Origin of the sequence: Comamonas aquatica (assembly GCF_018064205.1) — a bacterium.
Taxonomy (GTDB): domain Bacteria; phylum Pseudomonadota; class Gammaproteobacteria; order Burkholderiales; family Burkholderiaceae_C; genus Comamonas; species Comamonas aquatica.
In genome coordinates, this window is sequence record NZ_CP072916.1 from 754282 (window position 1) to 777763 (window position 23482).

A 23482-nucleotide genomic window follows, 5' to 3' on the forward strand; every position below is an offset into this window, starting at 1 on the left:
GCGGTTTAGTGGATACCCAAAACGCGGCGCAGCTCGGCGACCGACCAGGCCAAGCGGTTGTTGATGCGGGCAGGGCGCAGCGGCCCCGTTTCCTTGCAGGCCCACAGGCGCAGGGTCTGCTCGGAGCGGTTGAGGTGGAAAGCCGCCTCGGCGGTGGTGATGTGGGAGCGGGTTTCTTCGTCCAGGCGGACGGGGTGTGCAACAAAGTAGGCCATCGTTGTATTCCTCTGAGTTGAAGAAGTTGTGATGGCCGCGACTTTGAAAGTCACGACGAACATGAGCCCCCTACATGTTCGTATTTTTGTGATGGCAACAGAGATTCAGATTGCAGGTGCTCACCTATCCAAGCCCTGTAATTCAGTCTGCAGAAAACCTGCCAGCGAGATGGCAGAGCCCGCTCTATACGAAGCGTTTGCTATGTGGCGGCATTCAGCTTGCGACGAATGGTCGTCGGCGTGACGTCGTAGCGTTTGGCCAAAATACCTGCCACGTCCTGCTTCGCATAGTGGCTGGCCATCAACTTGTCTGCTTCACGCTGGAGATCTTGCGGCGCAGGTACCTTGGACTGCTTGCGCCGCGTATGCGCAGATTTGTCGGCCCCTTTGCGGGCACCTGCTTTGATGCGGGCTTCTTTGTCTCTCAGCTGTCGGATGTAAGGGCTCAACGCCTTGGCAGATGCTTGGACGCCTTCTTTGTGCGACAAAAATTGAATCAAGACGGCCACATGCTGGTACGGGCAGATCTGGATGGCATACAGCAGCAACTCTTTAACGGAGCACTGGGCGAGTACGGCGGTTTCCTCTGCGCAATTGGCCAGCGTCAGCAGGGCAGGCCAGGGCAACTGCTCGGCAAGCGCTTGCTCGCTGGCTTCTGGTTTGAGCGGAAAGCCCCTGGGTGGCAGATAAACCGGGGTGCCCCACAAAGGGTCTTGCCGCAGTGTTTGCTTGAGCTGCTCGGTCTTGGCCTGGATGGCCAGCATGGTGCGCGCTTGTTGTTCCGTGAGTTCGAGGTCCACATGTGGGGCGCACTCGATGGGCAAACTCGGCAGTTCGGTGGTGGTACGGGTCTTGTCAAACGGGGGCACGAATCCAGTCTCCTTGCGCGGTTTGGGTTGAGTGGCTGGCGCAGGCCAGCGCCAGCCGTCTAAAAAATCGTCTTACATCCGCTCTTACGTCGTCGGAAACAACAAAGCACCGCTACTCAAAAAATAGCGGTGTCTCCTTGCTTCAAATGCACTGGATAAAGAAATCGATCATGTGATTTATTGATACCAAATCCATAGCGAAGGGTGTGCGGAGTTGTGTGTAAACGGACAATCCACTGCCGGCACAAGTCGGTCTGTCCGTAAGCATCATGAGCACCAAGAAACACGAAGTACCGAAGTACTACTGCCTGGCCTGCTGGCCAACTCAAGAAGCCAGAAGACCTGATTGGTAAGAGCGGCCTGCTCAAGCAGCTGAGCAAGTAGCTGGTTGAAGGAGCTGCCACGGAGCCTGGTGTGATTTGTTGCGACACTTCGCAACTCAGCACACTGGAGCATCAAAACCATGTACTGCCGGATGCATGTGGGATGCATGCCTGCAAAAACAGAAAACCTCGCTATGCAAAACATAGCGAGGTTTCTTTATTTCAATGGTGCCGGAGACATGAATCGAACACGCGACCTTCTCATTACGAAGGAGAGAACTGAGGTGGCCAGCTCCCGACTTCAGCACGTTGTGTCGTCGCCAACGCAGTCTGGGTGTCCAGGTGGCGTACCGCTCCAGCACAGCCGGTCTGCACCTGTTGGTTGACTCCACTGGCATCAGGAATCCAGCTAAGAGAGGGGTCACTAAAGTGCGATTATTCAGCGGACGATAGTGCGCTAGAATGCTTTCCAGATTTGGAAAGTGAAGGGTCAGTTTTGTACCAGCCCTTCACTGCATCTGAGTTGAATGCGAAGAAAAAACTACACCAAAAACTACACCAAGCTGCCGATTGTGGACGAGTTTGGTTGAGCTTGGTTGAGTTAAAAGAATCGCTAAAAAAGCCTATTTACCCTTGAAGATCAACGCCTTACGGGCAAAAGATCAATGAAATCATGGGGTTGTAGATAGGCGGGTGTAGTTCAATGGTAGAACGCCAGCTTCCCAAGCTTGATACGTGGGTTCGATTCCCATCACCCGCTCCATCTTTTGCCCGTTCGTGGCGCTGTTTTCCCCTCATTCCAGACCAAACGCCTGGCGCAGTGCATCGCCAAAGGCGGTGTTGCCCGTCAGGGTCAGCGTCACGGTGCCATAGCCCCCGGGCTGCGGGGCCTCGGCCTGCACTGCATCGCCCGCCCGGTCCCAGCGGATGCGCAGGGCGCGGCCGTGGTCGTCGTCCTGGGCGCTCAGGTCGAAGTCCCAGTCGCCGCCGTCCTCCAGCGGTGCGCGGCGGCCGCGGAAGTCGTGGCTGGCCCAGTGCAGCACCTGGCGCACTTCCTCGAGCAGCGCGGCCCAGCGGCTGTCGGCCACGCTGGCCATGGCGTCCCAGGTGCCGTTGCCGTCTTCGTCTTCGCTGTAGTCAAAATCCAGGTAATCCAGTGCCATGGGGGTGCCGTGTTCAAACAAGGAATAAAAGAATAGCGGCCAGCGCAGGATTCAATTGGCTTGTGGATAGAAAGCGCGTTGAAAGCAAGGTTTAACAAGCGCGGGCTGCTTCTCTTTTTTAAGGACGACCGCGTCAGGGCTTGCGCGCTGCGGCCTGCAGGTTGAGCCAGCTGGCTTCGATGGCGGCGGCCGTCACCGCGGGCTGCTCCATGGGGAACAGGTGGCTGCCGTCGAGCATCATGATGCGGCCGTGGGTGATGCGCAGCGTCATGTCCATGCCGACCTGCTTCATCTCCTTGGACGACAGGCCACCGATGAAGGCCGCCGGGCAGCGCAGCGGGTGGCGGCGCAGCAGGGCGCTGAGGTTGTGCGGCAGGGTGTTGTAGATGGCGGTTTCTTCCTCGCGCGTGAAGTGCAGTGTGATGCGCTGCTCGGCGTCCTCGGCCAGGCCGTGGTCCACATAGTCCTGCAGCACCTGTGGGTGCCAGCGGGCGAAGGATTTCTTGCTCTGGAACAGCGCCAGCGCTTCCTCGCGCTGCGTCCACAGGTTGCGGCGCTTGCGGCTGATCTTGCCCGGTGAAACCGCACCGACCAGTTGGGCGCGCTTGGCCATCTCCAGCGAACGTGCACGCCAGCCGCTGATCAGGGGCGAGTCCAGCATCAGCACACCGCTGGCCAGCTGCGGGTGCTGGGCCGCGGCCATGACGCTGAGAAAGCCGCCCAGCGAGTGGCCGACCAGCAGGGCCGGCTGGCCCCAGCGCTGCACCAGGGGCGCGGCAAAGTCGGCCAGCTGCTGCACCAGGTGGGGCCAGCTGTCGGTGACGGGGTAGCGCGCATCGTGGCCGAAGCGGTCGATGGCCTGCACGTCAAAGCCGCGCTCACGCAGCAGCGCAAACAGCAGGCGGTAGGTGCCAGCAGGAAAGCTGTTGGCGTGCGAGAAGATCAGGGGTTGCATACGGAGCCGGTTCTGCGGGGTGGGCGCAGCCGCTGCGGCTGCGTCAGATCAATTTTTCTTCGGGCGTGGTGATTTTCTTGACGGCGCCGGGCTTGTCCATCACCAGAGGGACGGTGCTGTTGCCACCGAACCACTGCGGGTCCTCGATGCTGTCGAAGGCCGCGCGCAGGCGCTCGCCCCAGTTGCTGCGCAGCATCTGGAAATAGGGGTTGTGCTCGTCGATGCACACCACCTTGTCGCAGCGCAGGCTGCCTGCCTCGTACACCGCCAGGTCCAGTGGCAGGCCGACCGACAGGTTGGACTTGAGCGTGCTGTCCATGGACACCAGGGCGCACTTGGCGGCTTCGTCCAGTGGCAGCTCGGGGTGCAGCACACGGTCCAGCACGGGCTTGCCGTACTTGGACTCGCCGATCTGGAAGAACGGGGTTTCGCTGGTGGCCTCAATGAAGTTGCCGGCCGAGTAGACCTGGAACAGGCGCATGCCCTCGCCCTGGATCTGGCCGCCGAACAGCATGGAAACATTGAAGTCCACGCCGGCACGCTTGAGCGCCACACCATCGCGGTCGTACACGTGGCGCACGGCGGCGCCCAGCACGCGGGCCGCGTCGAACATGCTCTTGGCGTTCCAGATGCTGATGGCCTCGCCGCTGGCGTCGTCGCGGATGTGGTGGGTCTGCAGGATCTCCCGCACCGACTGCGAGATCGACAGGTTGCCCGCCGACAGCAGGGCCATGAACCGGTCGCCGGTCTGCTCGTAGATCATCATCTTGCGGAAGGTGTTGATCTGGTCCAGCCCCGCGTTGGTGCGCGAGTCGGACAGGAAGACGAGGCCAGCGTTGAGCTTGATGGCGATGCAGTAGGTCATGGCAATAAGGGCAGGAAAGCCGCAGGGGCAAGCAAGTGTAGTGCCCGCTGGCGGGTGGCAGTGTCGGCGGAGGGCTGGGGGGTTACGTACGCTGCGCCAGCTTCTTCAGCTGGTACAGGGCTTCCAGCGCCTCGCGCGGGCTGAGGGCGTCGGGGTTGATCTGCGCCAGCGCATCCTCGACCGGGGTGGCTTGCAGGGCGGACGCCGGCAGGGGCGGGGCGGCAAACAGGTCCACCTGCTCGCGCCCGGCTTCGTCGCGCGCTTCCAGGGCCTCCAGCGTGTGGCGCGCGTGGTTCAGCACGGCGGCTGGCATGCCGGCCAGCTTGGCCACCTGCACGCCATAGCTGCGGCTGGCCGGGCCGGGCTGGATCTCGTGCAGGAAGACGATGTCGTGGCCCGACTCGGCCGCACCCACGTGCACGTTCACGGCGGCCTTGGCCTTGGCGGGCAGCTCCGTCAGCTCGAAGTAGTGCGTGGCAAACAGGGTGAAGGCACGCGTCTTGTCGTGCAGCTGCGTGGCAATGCCGCTGGCCAGCGCCAGACCGTCGAAGGTGCTGGTGCCGCGGCCGATCTCGTCCATCAGCACCAGGCTGTGCGGTGTGGCGGCGTGCAGGATCTGCGCGGCCTCGGTCATCTCCATCATGAAGGTCGACTGGGCGTTGGCCAGGTCGTCGGCCGCACCGATGCGGGTGTGGATGGCGTCGATGGGCCCCAGGCGGCAGGCCGCGGCGGGCACGTGGCTGCCCATGCTGGCCAGTAGCACGATCAGCGCCACCTGGCGCATGTAGGTCGACTTACCGCCCATGTTGGGGCCGGTGATGATCTGCATGCGCGTGTTGACGTTCATGCGCGTGTGGTTGGCGATGAAGCTGCCGCTGGAGGTTTCGGCCATGCGCGCTTCCACCACGGGGTGGCGGCCGGCCTCGATCTCGATGCAGGGCACGCTGGTGAATTCGGGGGCGCTCCAGTGCAGGGTGAGCGAGCGCTCGGCCAGCGTGCACAGAACATCCAGCGCTGCGATGGCCTGGCCCACGCGGGTCAGGCCGGGCACATGGGGTTGCAGCTGGTCCAGCAGCTGTTCGTAGAGGAACTTCTCGCGCTGCAGCGCGCGCTCCTGCGCGGACAGGGCCTTGTCTTCAAACGCCTTCAGCTCGGGTGTGATGTAGCGCTCGGCGTTCTTCAGCGTCTGGCGGCGCTGGTAGCGCGCGGGCACCACGTCCTTGTAGCTGTTGGTGATCTCGATGTAGAAGCCGTGCACCTTGTTGAACTGCACGCGCAGGTTCGGGATGTTGGTGAGCAGCTTTTCCTTGGCTTCCAGCTCCAGCAGGAACTCGTCGCAGTTTTCCTGGATGGCGCGCAGCTCGTCCAGCTCGGCATCAAAGCCGCGCGCGATCACGCCGCCATCGCGCACCAGGGCTGCGGGCTCCTCCAGGATGGCGCGTGCCAGCAACTCGGCGCAGCCGCTGGGTGGCACCAGGTCCTGAAAAATCTGGTTCAAATACGGCGATGGCGAAGGTGTGGTCTGCGCCAGCAGCTGCGCTTTTTGTAGCGTCTTGCCCAGGGCCACCAACTCGCGCGGGCGCACCTGGCGCAGCGCGGTGCGCGCGGTGATGCGCTCCACATCGCTCACACCCTTGAGCTCGCCGCGCAGCGCCTGCCAGGGCATGGTGCCGCCCAGGGCATCGCTGCCGCGCAGCACGGTGGTGGCCTGCAGGCGGGCGATGGCATCGGCACGGTCGCGTTGGGGCTCCAGCAGCCAGCTTTTGAGCAGGCGGCTGCCCATGCCGGTCAGGCAGGTGTCCAGCAGCGCAAACAGCGTGGGGCTGTCCTCGCCGCGCAAGGTCTTGACCAGCTCCAGATTGCGGCGCGTGCTGGGTGGCAGGTTGATCAGTTGGTCGTCGCGCTGCACCTGCAGGCTGTGGATGTGCGTGAGGTTGCGGCCCTGCGTGTGCTCGGCGTAGCTGAGCAGGGCGGCGCTGGCGGCGTGCGCCAGGGGCAGGGCCTCGGCCTCCCAGGCCTTCAGGCTGGCGGCGCCCAGCAGCTCCAGCAGCTTGCGTTCGCCCAGGCCCGTATCGAACTGCCAGTCCGGGCGTGGGCTCAAGGGGCAGGCGATGGCGCCGCTGTGCTTGAGGGCGAACAGGCCTTGCTCAAAGCGCTCGGTCACGCCGGCGCTGTAGATCACCTCGCTGGGGCCGATGCGCGCCAGCCATTCGTCCAGCTCGTCCTGGGCGCACTCGGCCAGGTGGATGCGGCCCTGCGTCACGCTCATCCAGGCCAGGCCGCAGCGCTGGCGCCCGGCGGTGTGCAGGGCGACCAGCATGGCCTCCTGCTTGTCGTTCAGCAGCTCGGCATCGGTCAGCGTGCCGGGGGTGACCACGCGCACCACCTTGCGCTCCACCGGTCCCTTGCTGGCACCGACTTCCCCGACCTGCTCGCAGATCGCCACCGATTCGCCCATCTTGATCAGGCGCGCCAGATAGCCTTCCAGGGCGTGAAAGGGCACGCCGGCCATGGCCACAGGAAAGCCCGCAGACTGGCCGCGCGTGGTCAGGGTGATGTCCAGCAGGCGGGCGGCTTTCTCGGCGTCGTCCCAGAAGACTTCATAGAAGTCGCCCATCCGGTAGAGCACCAGGGTGTCCGGGTAGTCCGCTTTGAGCCGGATGTACTGCTGCATCATCGGCGTGTGCTGCTCGATGGGGGCAGTCAGCGGAGAAGTGGCGGTCTGCACGCTGTTGTTGTTCGGGGTGTGCGTGGAAACGTCAGATGTGGACAAAGCTCAAATTCCTCGGTGTGGACGGTCGCAGCCAAGCGGCCGCCAAAATCAGGCAGGAATTATCCGGGATGCGGCTGGCGCCGGGCGTGCGAGGGGGATCAGCCCCTGATGCGGCGGCGCAACTGCCGCACTTCTTCCATCAGGTCGGCGGTCAGGGCGGCCAGCTCCGGGTCGGCCTCGAAGGTGCGTTCCAGCTGTGCGATGCGCCGTGCGCGGATCACGGTGTGGGTGCTGAAGCGCCAGGACTGGGGGCTGTTGTGCCCGGTGGTATCGGTGGTGTCACACTGCAGCACGCCAGTGGTCACGCGCTCAATCACCCATTGGGGCGCCATGCGGCAGGCGGCGGCCAGTTGCTCCAGGCTCAAGGCCTGTTCGTCCAGCACATCGGGCGGGGTGTAGAAGGGGGTGGTCATGCGGTGCCTCCGGTGCGAGGGTTGCGGCCGTCAAAGGCCTGGGACAGGGCGGCATAGGCCTGGCGCTGGGCATCGTTGAATACCGGCGGCACGATGATCTGCAGCACCAGGTACAGGTCGCCCGGCGTGCGGCTGGGCAGGCCCTTGCCCTTGACGCGCAGCTTGCGCCCGGCCTGCGAGCCGGGCGGGATGTGGATCTCCAGTGGTCCGGCCAGGGTGTCGAATTCCACCGGTCCCCCCAGCGCCGCCTCCCAGGGGGCCAGGGGCAGTTGCTGGTAGACGTCCTTGCCCTGGGTGTGCCAGCGCTTGTCGTCCTTGAAGCGCACCTCCAGCAGCAGGTCGCCGGCCGGGCCCTGGCCATAGCCGGGCAGGCCCTGGCCGGCTAGGCGGATCATCTGTCCCTCGTACACGCCCTGGGGGATGGTGACTTGCAGTTCGCGCTCGTCCTCCACGGCATGGCCCTGGGCATCCAGGCGTACGCCACGCAACCGCAGCACGCGCATGCCGCCGTGGTAGCTGTCGGGCACCTCCAGTTCGATGGCGGCATGCTGGTCCTGGCCGCGCAGGTCCGGCGCCGGGCCGCTGCGGCGCGTGCGCTGGCCGCGGCCGAACAGTTCTTCGAAGAAGCTGCTGAACTCGGGGTGCTCGGCGCCGTCGGCACTGCTGTGGAAATGGAAGTCCTGCTGGTCCCAGCCGGGCGGTGGCTGGAAACCCCCGCCCTGGCCCGGGCGGTGGCCGGCGCCGGTCGGGTGGCTGGCATCCCCCAGCTGGTCGTAGGCCAGGCGTTTCTCGGGGTCGGACAGCACGGTGTTGGCCTCGTTGACTTCGGCCATGCGGGCGGCCGCATCGGGCTCCTTGCTGATGTCGGGGTGGTATTTGCGTGCCAGCTTGCGGTAGGCTTTTTTGATGTCTTCGGCGCTGGCGTTCTTGTCCACACCGAGGATGCGGTAGTAGTCCTTGTATTCCACCTGGTTCTCCTGCGCGCGGCAGCCGGGTGCCGCATGCCCGCATGGTGGCGCAAGCACTGGCGCAGCGCCGTAGGCCGGCGGCGCATGTGGTACAGGCGTAAAAAAGCCGCAAGGCGTGCGCGCTTGCGGCTGGATGGTGCGTCGGGGCGCGGTGGATCAGTCGTCCTGGCTGTCGTCGTCCTGCTTGTCGGCGGCCACGGCGGCGTCCACGCCCAGCTTGTCCTCCACCCCGGCGAACTTGCTGTACTTGCCCAGGATGCCGACCAGCTGGCCGTAGGCGCGGGGATTACCGGCCAGGCATTCGGCCTGTTCCAGGAAGTCGGCTTCACCCGTGAAGTTGCCGACCAGGCCACCGGCTTCGGTCACCAGCAGGCTGCCGGCGGCGACGTCCCAGATGGACAGGCCGGTTTCGAAGAAACCATCGGTGAAGCCCGCGGCCACGTAGGCCAGGTCCAGGGCGGCGGCACCGGGGCGGCGCACGCCGGCGGTGCGCTGGGTGATCTCGGCGAACATGCGCATGTAGGCGCGGAAGTTGTCACCGGGGCGGAAGGGGAAGCCGGTGGAGATCAGGCAGTCCTTGAGCTGGGCGCGCTTGCTCACGCGGATGCGGCGCTCGTTCAGGAAGGCGCCACGGCCACGGGTGGCGGTGAACAGGTCGTTGCGGGTGGGGTCGTAGACCACGCCGTGCTCGATCTTGCCCTTGACGGCCAGCGCGATGCTGACGCAGTACACGGGGAAGCCGTGGATGAAGTTGGTGGTCCCGTCCAGGGGGTCGATGATCCAGACGTAGTCCGAATCCTTGGCGCCGAATTCCTTGCCGCTTTCCTCGCCCAGAATGCCGTGGCCGGGGTAGGCTCCCAGCAGGGTCTCGATGATCATGCGCTCGGCAGCCTGGTCCACTTCGGTCACGAAGTCGTTGACTTGCTTTTGGGCCACGCGGACCGATTCAACGTCCAGGGCCGCGCGGTTGATGATGGCGCCGGCGGCGCGTGCGGCCTTGATGGCCACGTTGAGCATGGGGTGCAGGGAGGAAGACGACATAAATTGTGCAGTTGGCGCCCAGCGCGCGGCCCTCCCCAATTTCTCTGTCTCTGCTCTCACAACCTGGGATGGCGCACCGCTGAACGCGGATGATGAACGGGTTTACGCACGCCCGGCGATGCGGGCAGCGACAATAGGGCGCAAATTCTAACCGGCTTGCCCGATTTCTGCTGCCCGTATCTGCAATGCGGGCCGATCTCCGAATGAAAACCCGTTTTATCCTGATCGAGACCAGCCATGCTGGCAACGTGGGTGCTGCCGCCCGCGCCATGAAAACCATGGGGTTTGACGACCTGGTGCTGGTGCGCCCGCGTTGGGCGAATGTGCTGCGCAAGGAGGAAACCATCCAGCGCGCCAGCGGTGCCCTGGATGTGCTGAACCAGGCGCGCATTGTCGAGTCGCTGGACGAGGCTGTGGACGGCCTGTCGCATCTGTGCGCCACGGCCATGACGCCGCGCGACTTTGGCCCGCCCACCCGGGCGCCGCGCCAGCACTTTGAAATGCTCATCCAAGGAGAGCTGAAGGCGCAGGCTGGACAAGCGCTAGAGGCTGATTTGACTGGTGAAACCGAAGCCGTGGCCAGTCCCAGCGGGGAAACCGGCGTGGGCCTGCTGTTCGGCTGTGAGCGCTTTGGCATGGCCAACGACGACGTGTACCGCTGCAATGTGGCGCTGTCGATTCCGTCCAACCCCCAGTTCGGCTCCCTCAACCTGGGCGCGGCGATCCAACTGATCGCCTACGAGTGGCGCCAGGCCCTGGGTGGTTTTCCGGTGGAGGAGCACACGCCGCACCCCAGCCGCGCCGACATGCAGCAGGTGGCCGGCATGCTGGGCCACTGGGAGCAGGCGCTGGCCCACCTGGGCTTTCTGGACCCGGCTGCGCCCAAGAAGCTGATGCCGCGCCTGAACCAGATGTTCAACCGTGCGCAATTGACGCAGGAAGAAATCCACATCCTGCGCGGTGTTGCCAAAAGCATGCTGCAGAGCACGCCCCCAAAGCACTAAACTGGCAGCCCTTTTTGTAACAAGTGACGGCCTCTGATGCTTTCCCGACTGCGTTCTGACATCCAGTGCATTCTTGACCGCGACCCTGCGGCGCGCAGCACCTGGGAGGTCATTACCTGTTATCCGGGCCTGCATGCCATCTGGTGGCACCGTCCGGCGCACTGGTGCTGGACGCACAACCTCAAGTGGCTGGGTCGCTTCACTTCGCACCTTGGCCGCTGGCTGACCGGCATTGAAATCCACCCCGGCGCGGTGATTGGCGAGCGCGTCTTCATCGACCACGGCATGGGCGTGGTGATCGGCGAGACGGCGGTGGTCGGCGACGGCTGCACCATCTACCACGGCGTCACCCTGGGCGGCACCTCGCTGTACAAGGGCGCCAAGCGCCATCCCACCCTGGGCAAGGACGTGGTCGTGGCTGCGGGGGCCAAGGTGCTGGGCGGCTTCGAGGTGGGCGATGGTGCCAAGATCGGCAGCAATGCCGTGGTCATCAAGCCCGTGCCCGCCGGCGCGACGGCCGTGGGCATTCCGGCACGCATCATCCCTTCCAAGCAGGGCGAAAGCGCCGATGTGACCGAGCTGGAGGCCTCGCCCGCAGCCCCCAAGGCGGCAGCGCCCCAGGTGTTCACGGCCTATGGCGTGACCCAGGAGGACGACCCCGTCAGCCAGGCCATGAAGGGGCTGGCCGAAGGCGCAGCCACGCACGAGCAGCAGCTGCAGCTGCTGTGGCAGGCGGTGGAAAAGCTGTCCAACCAGCTCAAGGCCGATTGTGTGCCCTGCGAAAGCGAGCGTGGCGGGCACTTCGAGAAATCCAAGATCGACCAGATCCTGGGCAAGTAAGCCGCACTCAGCCGCGCCCAGCCGCGTTATGGCGCGCGCAGGTCGGCGGTGGCGGGTCTGTGTGGCCCGGCCCCCGGCGCTTGTCGTCCACCCCCCCCCGAAAAAAAGCACGCCGCGCGTCACCAAGGTGGCGCGGTGCCGGCCTGTGCTCTTGTACGCTTGCCGTTTTGATTTTTCACCCCCAGAGACTGGAGACCTGAGCCCATGGACGTTTCCCAAGCCCTGCGCGAGCGCCGTTCGGTGCGTGCCTTTACCTCCCAAGTGCCTTCGGCCGAACTGGTGCAACAGCTGATGCAGGATGCGGCGCTGGCCGCATCGGGCGGCAACATGCAGCCCTGGCGCGTGGCCGCGCTGACCGGCGATGCCCTGCAGGCCATGCTGGCCGACGTGGCCAAGACCCCGGGCGAGGAAAACCCCGCCCACCTGTCCTACCCCCCCAACCTGTGGGAGCCCTACCGCACCCGCCGCTTTGCGAATGGTGAAGACCTGTACGCCAGCATTGGCGTGCCGCGCGAGGACAAGGCCGGGCGCCTGCAGCAGCTGGCCAAGAATGCCCAGTTTTTTGGTGCGCCGGTCGGGCTGATCATGTTCACCGAAGAGCGCATGGGCCCGGTGCAGTGGATGGACCTGGGCATCTACCTGCAGTCCTTCATGCTGCGGGCGACCGAGGAAGGCCTGGCCACCTGTGCCCAGGGCTTCTGGCGCCGTTACGACGCGGTGGTCAAGCAGCACGTGGAGGTGCCCGACGGCTACCTGGTGACCTACGGCATCGCCCTGGGTTACGAGGACAAGACCGCGCCCATCAACAGCATGCGTGCATCGCGCGCCGACTTTGCCGAGTGGGGTCAGCTGCGCGGTTTCTGAACTGTGGGCTGAACATGAAAAAAGCGCTTCCACGGAAGCGCTTTTTTATGGGTGGGTGGAAGGCCTCAGTGTCCGGCGGTCTTGGAAAACAGGTTGATCACCAGCACGCCGGCCAGGATCAGGCCCATGCCGATCAGGGCCGGGGCATCCAGCTTCTGGCCCAGGAAGATCCAGGCGATGGCCGACACCAGCACGATGCCCGCGCCCGACCAGATGGCGTAGGCCACGCCCGTGGGGATGGTGCGCAGGGTCAGCGAAAGGCACAGGAAGGCAATGCCGTAGCCCACGGCCACGATCACGCTGGGCCACAGCCGGGTGAAGCCTTCGGCGCTCTTGAGGAAGGACGTGGCCAGCACCTCGGCCACGATGGCAATGCCCAGGTAGCCGTAGCCATTGCCCAGGGAGGGGAGTCCTTCTGCGCTCACGGTTTGGGGTAGCGGCCCGTGCCTTCGGGCCAGGCGGTCAGCACGTCGTAGCCGGTGGCGGTGACCACGACCATGTGTTCCCACTGCGCGGACAGCGACTTGTCCTTGGTGACCACGGTCCAGCCGTCGTTCAGTTCCTTGGTGTCGTGCTTGCCGGCGTTGAGCATGGGCTCAATGGTGAAGATCATGCCTTCCTGCAGCGCCATGCCCTGGCCGGGGTAGCCGTAGTGCAGCACCTGGGGCTCGTCGTGGTAGATCTGGCCGATGCCGTGGCCGCAGTAGTCGCGCACCACGGAAAAACCGTCGCGGTGGGCCACGGTCTGGATGGCGTGGCCGATGTCCCCCAGCGTGGCGCCGGGCTTGACGGCGCGGATGCCGGCCACCATGGCCTCGTAGGTGGTGTCGATCAGCTGCTGCGCCTTGGGCGCCACCTGGCCCACGGTGTACATGCGCGAGGTGTCGCCGAACCAGCCGTTCTTGATCAGTGCCACGTCGATGTTGACGATGTCGCCGTCCTTCAGGATCTCCTGGGCCGAGGGAATGCCGTGGCACACCACCTCGTTGACCGAGGCGCACACCGTCTTGGGGTAGCCGTGGTAGCCGATGTTGGCGGGGATGCACCGCAGCTCATCGACGATGAAGTCGTGGCACAGGCGGTCCAGGTGGTCGGTGCTGACGCCGGGCTGCACATGCGGGGTCAGCATTTCCAGCACGCGGGCGGCCAGCAGGCCGGCTTCGCGGGATTGGGCAATGTCAGCAGCGCCGTGGATGGGGGGGAGGCGGCGGTGGGGTCGTTTGGCCATGGAGGTAGGCCGCAGGACGGCGGCCGCAGGTGAAACACAACGGTCCACACTGTAGCGTGTTGCCGTGGCCGCCGTGCAGGCGCCCCAGGCAAGTGCCCCGGGGTGCACGGTTTTCCTGCTCTGATAAACAGAGTGGCTGGCGCTCGTGAATCCAGGGGTTGATGCTGAAAAGCATCTGAAAACCTTGTTTGGCAAGCGCAAGGTGCTATGAAAAAAGCCAGCACGCGGGGCAGCGTGCTGGCTTTTGCGGTGCGGATGCGCGGGCTCCCATCTGGGCAGCCCGTGGGATCAACGCTGGTTCAGGGGCTTGACGTCGCGGGCGACAGAGCCGGTGAACAGCTGGCGGGGACGACCGATCTTGTACTCGGGGTCGGCCATCTGTTCGTTCAGCTGGGCGATCCAGCCCACGGTGCGGGCCAGGGCGAAGATGCCGGTGAACAGCTTCACGGGGATGCCGATGGCGCGCTGCACGATGCCGGAGTAGAAGTCCACGTTGGGGTAGAGCTTGCGCTGGACGAAGTAGTCGTCTTCCAGGGCAATCTTTTCCAGCTGCTTGGCCAGGGCGAACAGCGGATCCTTTTCCAGGCCCAGTTCGGCCAGGATCTCGTTGCAGGTTTCCTGCATCAGCTTGGCGCGGGGGTCGTAGTTCTTGTACACGCGGTGGCCAAAGCCCATCAGCTTGACGCCGCTGTTCTTGTCCTTGACCTGTTCCATGAACTCGCCGACCTTGGCGATGCCGCCGTTGGCCTGGATGTGCTCCAGCATGTTCAGGCAGGCTTCGTTGGCGCCGCCGTGGGCAGGGCCCCACAGGCAGGCCACGCCGGCGGAGATGGCGGCGAAGGGGTTGGTGCCCGACGAGCCGCACAGACGCACGGTGGAGGTGGAGGCGTTCTGCTCGTGGTCAGCGTGCAGGATGAAGATGCGGTCCAGGGCCTTTTCGACCACGGGGTTGACCTTGTACTCTTCGCAAGGGTTGCCGAACATCATGCGCATGAAGTTGCCAGCGTACGACAGGTCGTTCTTGGGGTACATGTAGGGCGCGCCGATGCCGTACTTGTAAGCCATGGCGACCAGCGTGGGCATCTTGGCGATCAGGCGGATCGCGGCGATTTCACGGTGCTCAGGGTTATTGATGTCGGTGCTGTCGTGGTAGAAGGCCGACATGCCGCCCACCAGACCGGTCAGCACGGCCATGGGGTGGGCATCGCGGCGGAAGCCACGCAGGAAGAACTGCATCTGTTCGTTGACCATCGTGTGCTGGGTCACGCGGTTCTCGAAGTCAGCCTTCTGGGATTCGTTGGGCAGCTCCCCGTACAGCAGCAGGTAGCAGGTTTCCAGGAAGTTGCAGTTCTTGGCCAGCTGCTCGATGGGGTAGCCGCGGTACAGCAGTTCGCCCTTGTCGCCATCGATGTAGGTGATGGCCGACTGGCACGCCGCCGTAGAGAGGAAGCCCGGGTCATAGGTGAACATGCCCGACTGGCCGTACAGCTTGCGAATGTCGATGACATCCGGGCCGATATTGCCCTGGTAAACCGGCAGTTCGACGCTGGGCGCGCCATTGCTGAAAGACAGCGTTGCTTTGTTGTCTGCGAGTTTCATTTCCAACTTCCTTCTCTGATCGGCCGGCTCTGGTCGGCCTTTTTTGCAAGCTGTGCTGATCAGATGGGCTTGCGCACCATCTGCAGCACTTCTCTAACTTCAGGGGTGTCCAATGCACCTTCTGGCTCTTTGCGGCGCAGGAACAGGTCCATCAGATCGTTGTCTGCCAAGTCCATCAGGGCAGACAAACCAATTGCGTGTCTCCGCGTCAATTGGTTGCCATGGGTGGCGAAAAACTTCTCGATGTAGAGATCGTTCTCGACCAGGCCGCGGCGGCTTCGCCACCGCAGCAGGTCGCGCTCCCGTTCTTCGAGGATTGCGTCCATGTCGTTCATGGATCAGATGGCGCGACGCACCATCAGCTCCTTGATCTTGCCAATGGCCTTCGTGGGGTTCAGGTGCTTGGGGCACACGTCCACGCAGTTCATGATGGTGTGGCAACGGAACAGACGGTAGGGGTCTTCCAGGTTGTCCAGGCGCTCGCCGGTGGCGGTGTCGCGGCTGTCCGCGATGAAGCGGTAGGCCTGCAGCAGACCGGCAGGGCCCACGAACTTGTCGGGGTTCCACCAGAACGAGGGGCAGCTGGTCGAGCAGCTGGCGCACAGAATGCACTCGTACAGGCCGTTGAGCTCTTCGCGCTCTTCGGGCGACTGCAGGCGTTCCTTGCTGGGCGTCGCGTAGATGTCGCTTTGCAGGTAAGGCTTGATCGAGTGGTACTGCTTGAAGAACTGCGTCATGTCCACGATCAGGTCGCGGATGACTGGCAGGCCGGGCAGGGGCTTGAGAACGATGTCGCCCTTGAGGGTGTTCATGTTCGTCAGGCAGGCCAGGCCGTTCTTGCCATTGATGTTCATGGCGTCCGAGCCGCACACGCCTTCGCGGCAGGAGCGGCGGAAGGAGATGGTGGGGTCCTGGGCCTTGAGCTTGACCAGTGCGTCCAGCAGCATGCGTTCGTGGCCGTCGAGTTCGATCTCCACGGTCTGCATGTAGGGCTTGGCATCCTTATCGGGATCGTAGCGGTAGATCTTGAAAGTACGCTTCATTTGATATTTCTTTCGTGGGCTGCTGCTGGATTAGAACGTGCGGACCTTGGGTGGCACGGATTCCACGGTCAGGGGCTTGAGGTTCACAGGCTTGTACGACAGGCTGTTGGAGGCGCTGTCCCACAGGGTGTGCTTCATCCATTCCTTGTCGTTACGACCCAGTGGGCACTCGGCGTCGTCCGCAGGGCGTTCGTAGTCGTACACGGTGTGGGCACCGCGGCATTCCTTGCGGGCGGCCGCGGAGGTCATGGTGGCCTGGGCCACTTCGATCAGGTTGTCCACTTCCAGCGCTTCCATGCGGGCGGTGTTCCAGACCTTGGACTTGTCCTTCAGGGTCACGGAGCCGACGCGTTCGCGGATGGCGTTGATCTTGACCGTGCCTTCGTCCATGCCCTTTTGCGTGCGGAACACGCCAGCGTGTTGCTGCATGGCGGCGCGGATGTCACCGGCGATGTCCTGGGCATAGGTGCCTTCCTTGGATTCGTCCAGCTGGTTCAGGCGGGCCAGGGTGCGGTCGGAACCGTCAGCGGGCACGGCAGCATGGTCGCCGAAGCCGTTGACGAACTGCACGATGTGCTTGCCGGCCGACTTGCCGAAGACCAGCAGGTCCAGCAGCGAGTTGGTGCCCAGGCGGTTGGCGCCGTGCACCGACACGCACGAGCATTCGCCCACGGCGTACAGACCGCCGACCACGCGGTTTTGCTGACCGTCCCAGGTCACGACCTGGCCGTTGATGTTGGTGGGAATACCACCCATCTGGTAGTGGATGGTGGGCACCACGGGGATCGGTTCCTTGGTGATGTCCACGTTGGCGAAGTTGTGGCCGATTTCTTCCACCGAAGGCAGGCGCTTGCGGATGGTGTCGGCACCCAGGTGGTCCAGCTTCATCAGGATGTAGTCCTTGTTGGGACCGCAGCCACGACCTTCCTTGATTTCCTGGTCCATGGAGCGCGACACGAAGTCACGGGGTGCCAGGTCCTTCAGCGTGGGCGCGTAACGCTCCATGAAGCGTTCGCCTTCGCTATTCAAAAGAATAGCGCCTTCGCCGCGGCAGCCTTCGGTCAGCAGCACGCCAGCACCGGCCACGCCGGTGGGGTGGAACTGCCAGAACTCCATGTCCTGCAGCGGGATGCCGGCGCGCGCCGCCATGCCCAGGCCGTCACCGGTGTTGATGAAGGCGTTGGTCGAGGCAGCGAAGATGCGACCGGCACCGCCGGTGGCCAGCAGCACAGCCTTGGCGTGCAGCTCATACAGGTCGCCGGTTTCCAGTTCCAGGGCCGTCACGCCGACCACATCACCTTGGGTGTTGCGGATCAGGTCCAGGGCCATCCACTCCACGAAGAAGTTGGTCTTGGAGGCGACGTTCTGCTGGTACAGCGTGTGCAGCATGGCGTGACCGGTACGGTCAGCGGCCGCGCAGGCGCGTTGCACAGGCTTTTCGCCGTAGTTGGCGGTGTGGCCGCCAAACGGACGCTGGTAGATCGTGCCGTCGGGGTTGCGGTCGAACGGCATGCCGAAGTGTTCGAGCTCGATCACGACGTTGGGTGCTTCACGGCACATGAACTCGATGGCGTCCTGGTCACCCAGCCAGTCGGAGCCCTTGATGGTGTCGTAGAAGTGGTAGTGCCAGTTGTCTTCCGACATGTTGCCCAGTGACGCGGATACGCCACCCTGGGCGGCCACGGTGTGCGAACGTGTGGGGAAAACCTTGGACAGCGAGGCCACGCTCAGGCCGGCGCGGGACAGTTCCAGGGCGGCACGCAGACCGGAGCCGCCGGCGCCAACGATGACAACGTCGAACTTGCGCTTGGTGATATTTGCTTTGGAGTAGCTCATTCTTAACCTTCAATCGTGGAGGATCAGGCAGTTGCCGATCACAGACGCCACAGAACCTGGAAAGCCCAGCCGGCGCAGCCGACCAGCCAAACAATCGTGAACACCTGCAGCGTCAGGCGCAGGCCCACGGATTGGACGTAGTCCATCCACACATCACGCACACCGACCCAGACGTGCCAGACCAGCGCAATGATCACGCCAAAGGTGACGAACTTCATCCACTGGGCAGCGAAGATGCCAGCCCACAGTTCATAGCCAATCTCGCCTTGCGCGAAGATCAGCTGGGCCAGGACCACGATGGTGAACAGCACCATCAGGGCGGCGGTGACACGTTGAGCCAGCCAGTCACGAATGCCGTAGTGGGCACCGACCACGGTGCGCTTGGAGCCGTAATTCACGGACATGATGTCTTTTCCTTATCGTGAGGGTGCGGTTGCTCAGTACAGGCCAAACAGTTTGGCGCCCAGTACCACGGTCAGGCCCACGCTGATCACCAGGACGGTGAGGGCGGAGGACTTGCCGAATTCTTTGTTCACCACGTTGTGGTTCACATCCATAAACAGGTGGCGCAGGCCGGCTGTCAGGTGGTGCAGGTAGGCCCAGATGATGGCCAGCGCAACCAGCTTGATAATCCAGCCGGGAACGAAGCCGCAACCTTCGTTGAAGACGGCCTTGAACTTGGCGAACGAAAACTCGGACGACAGCGAGGCATCGAACATCCAGATGATGAACGGCAGCAGCAAGAACATGATCACGCCGCTGATGCGGTGCAAGATCGAAACAATGCCTGCTGGGGGTAAGCGATAGGTTCGAACGTCGTTAAAAACGTTGATATTGCGGAACTCGGGCCGCTTCTTTTTTGCTAGCTCTGTCATGGCGGGGTACTTTCGTGGATGTAACTGCGTTGTAATCGCGCAGGAGCAAAAGATTCAAAATTCTATTGCAATGGCGCAGGTAGCGGGCTGTGCTGACGCGATTGTTTTTATTGCTGTCTCTGAGGGTGTGGTCAATCAGCTCAGTGCATTCTTGTAGTGGTGTGTGTCTGTTCTGTAGATACCGCGTCGTAACTCCATGGGAATATCGTTGTAGGTGTACGCAATCCGCTCCACGCTGAGCAGTGGGGTGCTGGCGGGAACCTGTAGCAACTGTGCTTGGGCCTCATCGGGCAGAACCGCACGCAGTTTTTCGTCGGCGCGCACCATGCGCACCCCGAAATCACCTTCGAACATCGCGTAGGTGGGGCCCTGGTAGCTGGCCATCTGCTCGGCGGTCAGTCCTTTGAAGGGGTGGCCGGGTAACCAAATGTCTTCCAAAATGGTCGGGATACCGCTGAAGGCCAGGATGCGGCGCACCTGTACCACGGTGTCGCCGCTGCGCAGTGCCAGCAGGCGGGCGATCTCAGCGGGAGCGCGCACGCGTTTGCACTCCAGGATCGTGCGCTGGGCGCGGCCTTCGCCCTCCAGGTTGCCTACGTCCGGGTGCAGTTTCAGAAAGCGGTATTGCACCTGTTGGGCCGAGTGGGTGGCCACGAAAGTGCCTTTGCCCTGTCGGCGCATGACCAGGTTTTCTGCGGCCAGTTCGTCGATCGCTTTGCGTACCGTGCCCTGGCTGACCTTGAAGCGTGCTGCCAACTCCATCTCGCTGGGGATGAGTTCTCCGGGGCGCCATTCGCCGGCTTGCAGGCTTTGCAGAATCAGGCCTTTGATCTGCTGGTACAGCGGGCTGAAGGCTGGGGTCAGTGTGGGGGCTGGATTCGCAGTGGGCCCAGGAGCACTGTCAGCAGAAAAAGATTGCGATGAGGACATATTGGTGGTTGGAAGGTCAGAGCCTCCGGATGCGAATTCTGGACTGCCGAGAGGTCGCTGGCTTGAGGGTTGATCATATCTTATATAAGACATAAGACAAATTGACCGGGCGACCAAATCAGGGGTACACTTGCCTACTGTTTACGGAGCACGGGCTACTGGTGACAGATGCTGGAGCGACGGTGCGCCGACAACTGTTTATTTCCGAAATCTGGAGTTTTCACCATGAGCAAGAAGCCCGTTCGTGTTGCCGTCACCGGCGCCGCAGGTCAAATTGGTTACGCCCTGTTGTTCCGTATCGCATCCGGCGAAATGCTGGGCAAGGATCAGCCCGTTATTCTGCAACTGCTCGAAATTCCTGACGAGAAGGCACAGAACGCACTCAAGGGTGTGATCATGGAGTTGGAAGACTGCGCCTTCCCGCTGCTGGCTGGTATTGAAGCACACAGCGACCCCATGCAAGCCTTCAAGGATACCGACTATGCCCTGCTGGTGGGCGCTCGCCCCCGCGGCCCCGGCATGGAGCGCGCCGACCTGCTGGCTGCCAACGCCCAGATCTTCACCGCCCAAGGCAAGGCCCTGAACGCCGTGGCTTCGCGCAACGTCAAGGTGCTGGTGGTCGGTAACCCCGCCAACACCAACGCCTACATTGCCATGAAGTCGGCGCCCGATCTGCCAGCGAAGAACTTCACCGCCATGCTGCGTCTGGACCACAACCGCGCCGCTTCGCAACTGGCTGCCAAGGCCGGTTTCAAGGTGGGCGACATCAAGAAGCTGACCGTGTGGGGCAACCACTCGCCCACCATGTACGCCGACTACCGCTTCGCCACCGTGGATGGCAAGTCCGTCAAGGACACCATCAACGACCAGGACTGGAACGCCAACGTGTTCCTGCCCACCGTGGGCAAGCGCGGCGCTGCCATCATCAACGCCCGTGGCCTGTCTTCGGCGGCATCTGCTGCCAACGCGGCCATCGACCACATGCGCGACTGGGCGCTGGGTTCGAACGGTGAGTGGGTGACGATGGGTGTGCCCTCCAACGGCGAATACGGCATTCCTGCCGGCATCGTGTTCGGTTTCCCTGTGATCACCGAAAACGGCGAGTACAAGATTGTCGAAGGCCTGGCCATCGATGCCTTCTCGCAAGAGTGCATCAACAAGACCCTGGCTGAACTGCAGGGCGAGCAGGACGGCGTCAAGCACCTGCTGTAATCCGCTGGCCTATGCTCGACTGGAACCCCGCGCTCTACCTGCGCTTCGCCTCGGAGCGCACGCGCCCTGCGGCTGAGTTGCTGGCGCGGGTGCCGCTCGACCCCATCCAGGTTCGCCACGTGGTGGACCTGGGTTGTGGTCCCGGTAATTCCACCGAGCTGTTGGTGCAGCGCTTTGTCCATGCCCAGGTGCTGGGCGTGGACAATTCCCCGGCCATGCTGGCCACGGCCCGGCAACAACTGCCGCAGGCCCGGTTCGAGCTGGATGACATCGCCACCTGGGCTCTCCAGGCAGGCACGCCGGATCCGGACCTGATCTTTGCGAATGCTTCGCTGCAATGGGTGTCTGCCCATGAGGGGCTGATCCCCCGGTTGCTGTCGCTGCTGGCGCCAGGTGGTGTCCTGGCCATCCAGATGCCCGACAACCACCAACAGCCCTCGCACCGGCTGATGCGCGAAATCGCACAGTTGCCGCAGTTCGCCAGCCACATCGGGCAGGTCGAACGTTTGCGCACCGAAATTCTCCCGATCGGGACTTACTACGATTTGCTGGCCGCCCCAGGGGCGCAGTCGGCCGCGGTGGATGTGTGGCACACCATCTACCAGCACCCCATGGCATCGCCTGCCGCCATCGTGCAATGGTTGCGCAGCACCGGTCTGAAACCATTTGTCGACGGATTGCCTGCTGGATTGCAGGCCGACTTCGTGCAGGCCTATGAGCACCGTGTGGACGCAGCCTATCCCGCACGTGCCGACGGTCAGCGTTTGCTGGCTTTCCCCCGTCTTTTCCTGGTTGCCCAGCGTAGCGCATGACCACCACTACCACCGCCCATCCTGCCGAGGTGCTGCTGGACGCCCAGGCTGCTGCTGCTTTGCACCTGCCGGTGTGCGACCACTACAGCGGCGTGGAAGAGCGCATGCGCAAAAGTCTGCAGTTGCAGGCCCAGATGCTGCAGGAATTTGGCACCTGCGTCTTTGATGTGACGCTGGATTGTGAGGACGGAGCGTCGGTGGGTCAGGAGCAGGCGCACGCCCGGCTGGTGGCCCAACTGGCGCGCGGGGCGGTGGCCGGCGCCCGGGTGGCAGCCCGGGTGCATGCGGTGGAGCACCCCGCCTTTGTGCAGGACATGGACATCATCGCCGGCGAGGCCGGGGCCCACCTGTGCCACATCATGCTGCCCAAGGTGGAGAGTGTGGAGGACGTGCTCAAGGCTGAAAAAGCCCTGCAACGCGCGACAGGCGTGCGTGTGCCGCTCCATGTTTTGATTGAATCGCCCGCGGCCGTGCACCGTGCTTTCGAGATCGCCGCCCATCCGGCGGTGCAGAGCATGTCTTTCGGCCTGATGGATTTTGTCTCCGCGCACGGTGGCGCCATCCCTGCCAGTGCCATGGGGGTGCGCGGCCAGTTCGAGCACCCGCTGGTCGTGCGCGCCAAGCTGGAAATCGCTGCGGCCTGCCATGCCTTTGGCAAAGTGCCCTCGCACTGCGTGGTGACCGAATTCAAGGACACGGCCGCTTTGCAGGCCGCCGCCACGCAGGCCAGCCAGAGCCTGGGCTACACCCGCATGTGGAGCATCCATCCGGCGCAGATCCGTCCGATCCTGGCGGCTTTCGCCCCGGCCATGGCCCAGGTGCAGGAAGCCACCGCCATCCTGGTGGCCGCCGCCGCCCAGCACTGGGCGCCGATCAGCCACGAGGGCGTCTTGCACGACCGTGCAAGTTACCGTTATTACTGGCAGTTGCTGGAGCGTGCGCACCGCACCGCCATGCCGCTGCCGCAAGAAGCGCGACAATGGTTCGATTCAGAGGCAGCATGAGCATGCCCTGGTGTTCAACGAACCTATTTTTTGGAATTGCAGGAGTCCGCATGAAACATTTGATTGCCTCCATTGTGCTGATCGCTCCCGCACTGGCGATGGCTGCCGCCCCCGACACGGCGGCGCAGAAATCGGCCAAGGCCACCACCCCGGTCAAGAAGACCGCGGCCGTGAAGAAAACCACGTCCCCCTCCACCGCGCGCAAGGTCGCCGGGGCAGGAGCGGCTGCCGCAGCCGCCTCGGCGGCGGTGCTGGCGCCCCGCGCACTGAATGCCGATGAGCTGGCTCTGGCCGACCGCGTGCACACCGGCAACATCGCCTGCGAGCTGGGCCAGCACGTGAATGTGTCCAAGGATGCCCAGAACCCTGGTCACTTCATGGTCAGCGGCAAGGGCTTCAACTTCCACATGTCCCCCGTGGGGACCAGTACTGGCGTGGTGCGTCTGGAAGACCAGAAGGCCGGCGCCGTGTGGCTGCAGATCGCAAACAAATCCATGCTCATGAACCAGAAGGCCGGCCAGCGGCTGGCGGACGAATGCATGAGCCCCGAACAGCTTCAGGTGGCCGAGGCCATCAAGAAGAGCCCCCCCCCAGCCTGCTGGACGCACCGAGCAAGTAAGCCCTTGCCGGGAGCCAAAGCGCTGTAAAAC

General features: G+C 63.6%; 25 protein-coding genes, 2 tRNA genes and 1 pseudogene. 9 read left to right on the top strand and 19 right to left on the bottom strand.

Annotated features, from left to right (window positions below):
- Positions 1–5: 5 nt before the first annotated feature.
- The 3 genes from KAQ61_RS03490 to KAQ61_RS03500 form a co-directional block, all read right to left on the bottom strand.
- Complete coding sequence (locus KAQ61_RS03490; protein ID WP_042419516.1) at positions 6–215, bottom strand: hypothetical protein; 210 nt, start codon at positions 213–215, stop codon at positions 6–8.
- 200 nt (positions 216–415) lie between these two features.
- Complete coding sequence (locus tag KAQ61_RS03495; protein ID WP_210930513.1) at positions 416–1084, bottom strand: hypothetical protein; 669 nt, start codon at positions 1082–1084, stop codon at positions 416–418.
- Between the two features lie 549 nt (positions 1085–1633).
- A tRNA-Thr gene (locus KAQ61_RS03500) sits at positions 1634–1713 on the bottom strand.
- Between KAQ61_RS03500 and KAQ61_RS03505 the strand changes: the two are divergent.
- Together KAQ61_RS03505 and KAQ61_RS03510 are read left to right on the top strand one after the other, a co-directional pair.
- A pseudogene (locus KAQ61_RS03505) lies at positions 1687–1809 on the top strand (transposase); the annotation flags it as partial. The gene KAQ61_RS03500 and the pseudogene KAQ61_RS03505 sit on opposite strands and share 27 nt — an antisense overlap.
- 287 nt (positions 1810–2096) lie before the next feature.
- Positions 2097–2170 (top strand) — tRNA-Gly (locus KAQ61_RS03510).
- Between the two features lie 31 nt (positions 2171–2201).
- Here the strand turns inward: KAQ61_RS03510 and KAQ61_RS03515 are convergent.
- From KAQ61_RS03515 to KAQ61_RS03545, 7 genes are all read right to left on the bottom strand, one after another.
- Positions 2202–2570: a hypothetical protein gene (locus KAQ61_RS03515; protein ID WP_210930514.1), complete on the bottom strand. Its 369-nt coding sequence runs from the start codon at positions 2568–2570 to the stop codon at positions 2202–2204.
- A gap of 133 nt (positions 2571–2703) precedes the next feature.
- Positions 2704–3525: an alpha/beta fold hydrolase gene (locus KAQ61_RS03520; protein WP_210930515.1), complete on the bottom strand. Its 822-nt coding sequence runs from the start codon at positions 3523–3525 to the stop codon at positions 2704–2706.
- 43 nt (positions 3526–3568) lie between these two features.
- Positions 3569–4390, bottom strand: coding sequence for a proteasome-type protease (locus KAQ61_RS03525; RefSeq protein ID WP_210930516.1), 822 nt, complete (start codon positions 4388–4390; stop codon positions 3569–3571).
- 82 nt (positions 4391–4472) lie between these two features.
- Entirely contained in the window at positions 4473–7067 is a 2595-nt protein-coding gene (gene mutS, locus KAQ61_RS03530; RefSeq protein ID WP_210931685.1) for a DNA mismatch repair protein MutS, read from the bottom strand.
- Positions 7068–7261: 194 nt separating this feature from the next.
- On the bottom strand, positions 7262–7576 hold the full coding sequence (locus tag KAQ61_RS03535) for a chaperone modulator CbpM (protein WP_210930517.1): 315 nt from the start codon (positions 7574–7576) through the stop codon (positions 7262–7264).
- Positions 7573–8544, bottom strand: coding sequence for a DnaJ C-terminal domain-containing protein (locus KAQ61_RS03540; protein ID WP_210930518.1), 972 nt, complete (start codon positions 8542–8544; stop codon positions 7573–7575). Before KAQ61_RS03540 ends, KAQ61_RS03535 begins: the two co-directional genes overlap by 4 nt.
- 156 nt (positions 8545–8700) lie before the next feature.
- Complete coding sequence (locus tag KAQ61_RS03545) at positions 8701–9585, bottom strand: inositol monophosphatase family protein (RefSeq protein ID WP_244982972.1); 885 nt, start codon at positions 9583–9585, stop codon at positions 8701–8703.
- Between the two features lie 203 nt (positions 9586–9788).
- On the opposite strand from KAQ61_RS03545, the gene KAQ61_RS03550 reads away from it, so the two are divergent.
- The 3 genes from KAQ61_RS03550 to KAQ61_RS03560 all read left to right on the top strand — a co-directional run bounded on the left by KAQ61_RS03550 (position 9789) and on the right by KAQ61_RS03560 (position 12293).
- Positions 9789–10589 carry an RNA methyltransferase gene (locus tag KAQ61_RS03550; RefSeq protein ID WP_210930519.1) on the top strand — a complete coding sequence of 267 codons (801 nt, stop codon included), beginning with the start codon at positions 9789–9791 and terminating at the stop codon, positions 10587–10589.
- A 36-nt stretch (positions 10590–10625) separates the two neighbouring features.
- On the top strand, positions 10626–11429 hold the full coding sequence (gene cysE, locus KAQ61_RS03555; protein WP_154164881.1) for a serine O-acetyltransferase: 804 nt from the start codon (positions 10626–10628) through the stop codon (positions 11427–11429).
- Positions 11430–11633: 204 nt separating this feature from the next.
- On the top strand, positions 11634–12293 hold the full coding sequence (locus KAQ61_RS03560; RefSeq protein ID WP_043387217.1) for a nitroreductase: 660 nt from the start codon (positions 11634–11636) through the stop codon (positions 12291–12293).
- A 65-nt stretch (positions 12294–12358) separates the two neighbouring features.
- Here the strand turns inward: KAQ61_RS03560 and KAQ61_RS03565 are convergent, their stop codons facing one another.
- The 9 genes from KAQ61_RS03565 to KAQ61_RS03605 all read right to left on the bottom strand — a co-directional run bounded on the left by KAQ61_RS03565 (position 12359) and on the right by KAQ61_RS03605 (position 19804).
- Complete coding sequence (locus KAQ61_RS03565) at positions 12359–12694, bottom strand: SMR family transporter (RefSeq protein ID WP_042412531.1); 336 nt, start codon at positions 12692–12694, stop codon at positions 12359–12361.
- A 20-nt stretch (positions 12695–12714) separates the two neighbouring features.
- The gene (gene map, locus KAQ61_RS03570; RefSeq protein ID WP_210930520.1) at positions 12715–13521 is read right to left on the bottom strand and encodes a type I methionyl aminopeptidase; all 807 of its coding nucleotides are present in this window, start codon (positions 13519–13521) and stop codon (positions 12715–12717) included.
- 288 nt (positions 13522–13809) lie between these two features.
- Positions 13810–15120 (bottom strand): citrate synthase, encoded by a 1311-nt coding sequence (locus KAQ61_RS03575; RefSeq protein ID WP_042412382.1) that lies wholly within the window; start codon positions 15118–15120, stop codon positions 13810–13812.
- A gap of 59 nt (positions 15121–15179) precedes the next feature.
- Complete coding sequence (locus KAQ61_RS03580; protein WP_042412380.1) at positions 15180–15455, bottom strand: FAD assembly factor SdhE; 276 nt, start codon at positions 15453–15455, stop codon at positions 15180–15182.
- 3 nt (positions 15456–15458) lie between these two features.
- On the bottom strand, positions 15459–16163 hold the full coding sequence (locus KAQ61_RS03585; protein WP_042412378.1) for a succinate dehydrogenase iron-sulfur subunit: 705 nt from the start codon (positions 16161–16163) through the stop codon (positions 15459–15461).
- 30 nt (positions 16164–16193) lie between these two features.
- Positions 16194–17999 carry a succinate dehydrogenase flavoprotein subunit gene (gene sdhA, locus KAQ61_RS03590; protein WP_183301277.1) on the bottom strand — a complete coding sequence of 602 codons (1806 nt, stop codon included), beginning with the start codon at positions 17997–17999 and terminating at the stop codon, positions 16194–16196.
- 38 nt (positions 18000–18037) lie between these two features.
- Positions 18038–18403 (bottom strand): succinate dehydrogenase, hydrophobic membrane anchor protein, encoded by a 366-nt coding sequence (sdhD, locus tag KAQ61_RS03595; protein WP_042412374.1) that lies wholly within the window; start codon positions 18401–18403, stop codon positions 18038–18040.
- Positions 18404–18436: 33 nt separating this feature from the next.
- A complete protein-coding gene (gene sdhC / locus KAQ61_RS03600) occupies positions 18437–18874 on the bottom strand; it encodes a succinate dehydrogenase, cytochrome b556 subunit (protein WP_043387223.1) in 438 nt (145 codons plus the stop codon).
- A 135-nt stretch (positions 18875–19009) separates the two neighbouring features.
- Positions 19010–19804, bottom strand: a complete 795-nt coding sequence (locus tag KAQ61_RS03605; RefSeq protein ID WP_210930521.1) for a GntR family transcriptional regulator — start codon at positions 19802–19804, stop codon at positions 19010–19012.
- A gap of 225 nt (positions 19805–20029) precedes the next feature.
- Between KAQ61_RS03605 and KAQ61_RS03610 the strand changes: the two genes are divergently transcribed.
- From KAQ61_RS03610 to KAQ61_RS03625, 4 genes are read left to right on the top strand one after another with little or no spacing between them, the layout of a single operon-like run.
- Positions 20030–21016: a malate dehydrogenase gene (locus tag KAQ61_RS03610; RefSeq protein WP_210930522.1), complete on the top strand. Its 987-nt coding sequence runs from the start codon at positions 20030–20032 to the stop codon at positions 21014–21016.
- Between the two features lie 11 nt (positions 21017–21027).
- Positions 21028–21828, top strand: coding sequence for a trans-aconitate 2-methyltransferase (gene tam / locus KAQ61_RS03615; protein WP_210930523.1), 801 nt, complete (start codon positions 21028–21030; stop codon positions 21826–21828).
- The gene (locus KAQ61_RS03620; RefSeq protein ID WP_210930524.1) at positions 21825–22832 is read left to right on the top strand and encodes an HpcH/HpaI aldolase/citrate lyase family protein; all 1008 of its coding nucleotides are present in this window, start codon (positions 21825–21827) and stop codon (positions 22830–22832) included. Before tam ends, KAQ61_RS03620 begins: the two co-directional genes overlap by 4 nt.
- 50 nt (positions 22833–22882) lie before the next feature.
- Positions 22883–23479, top strand: coding sequence for a hypothetical protein (locus tag KAQ61_RS03625; RefSeq protein ID WP_210930525.1), 597 nt, complete (start codon positions 22883–22885; stop codon positions 23477–23479).
- Positions 23480–23482 lie beyond the last annotated feature (3 nt).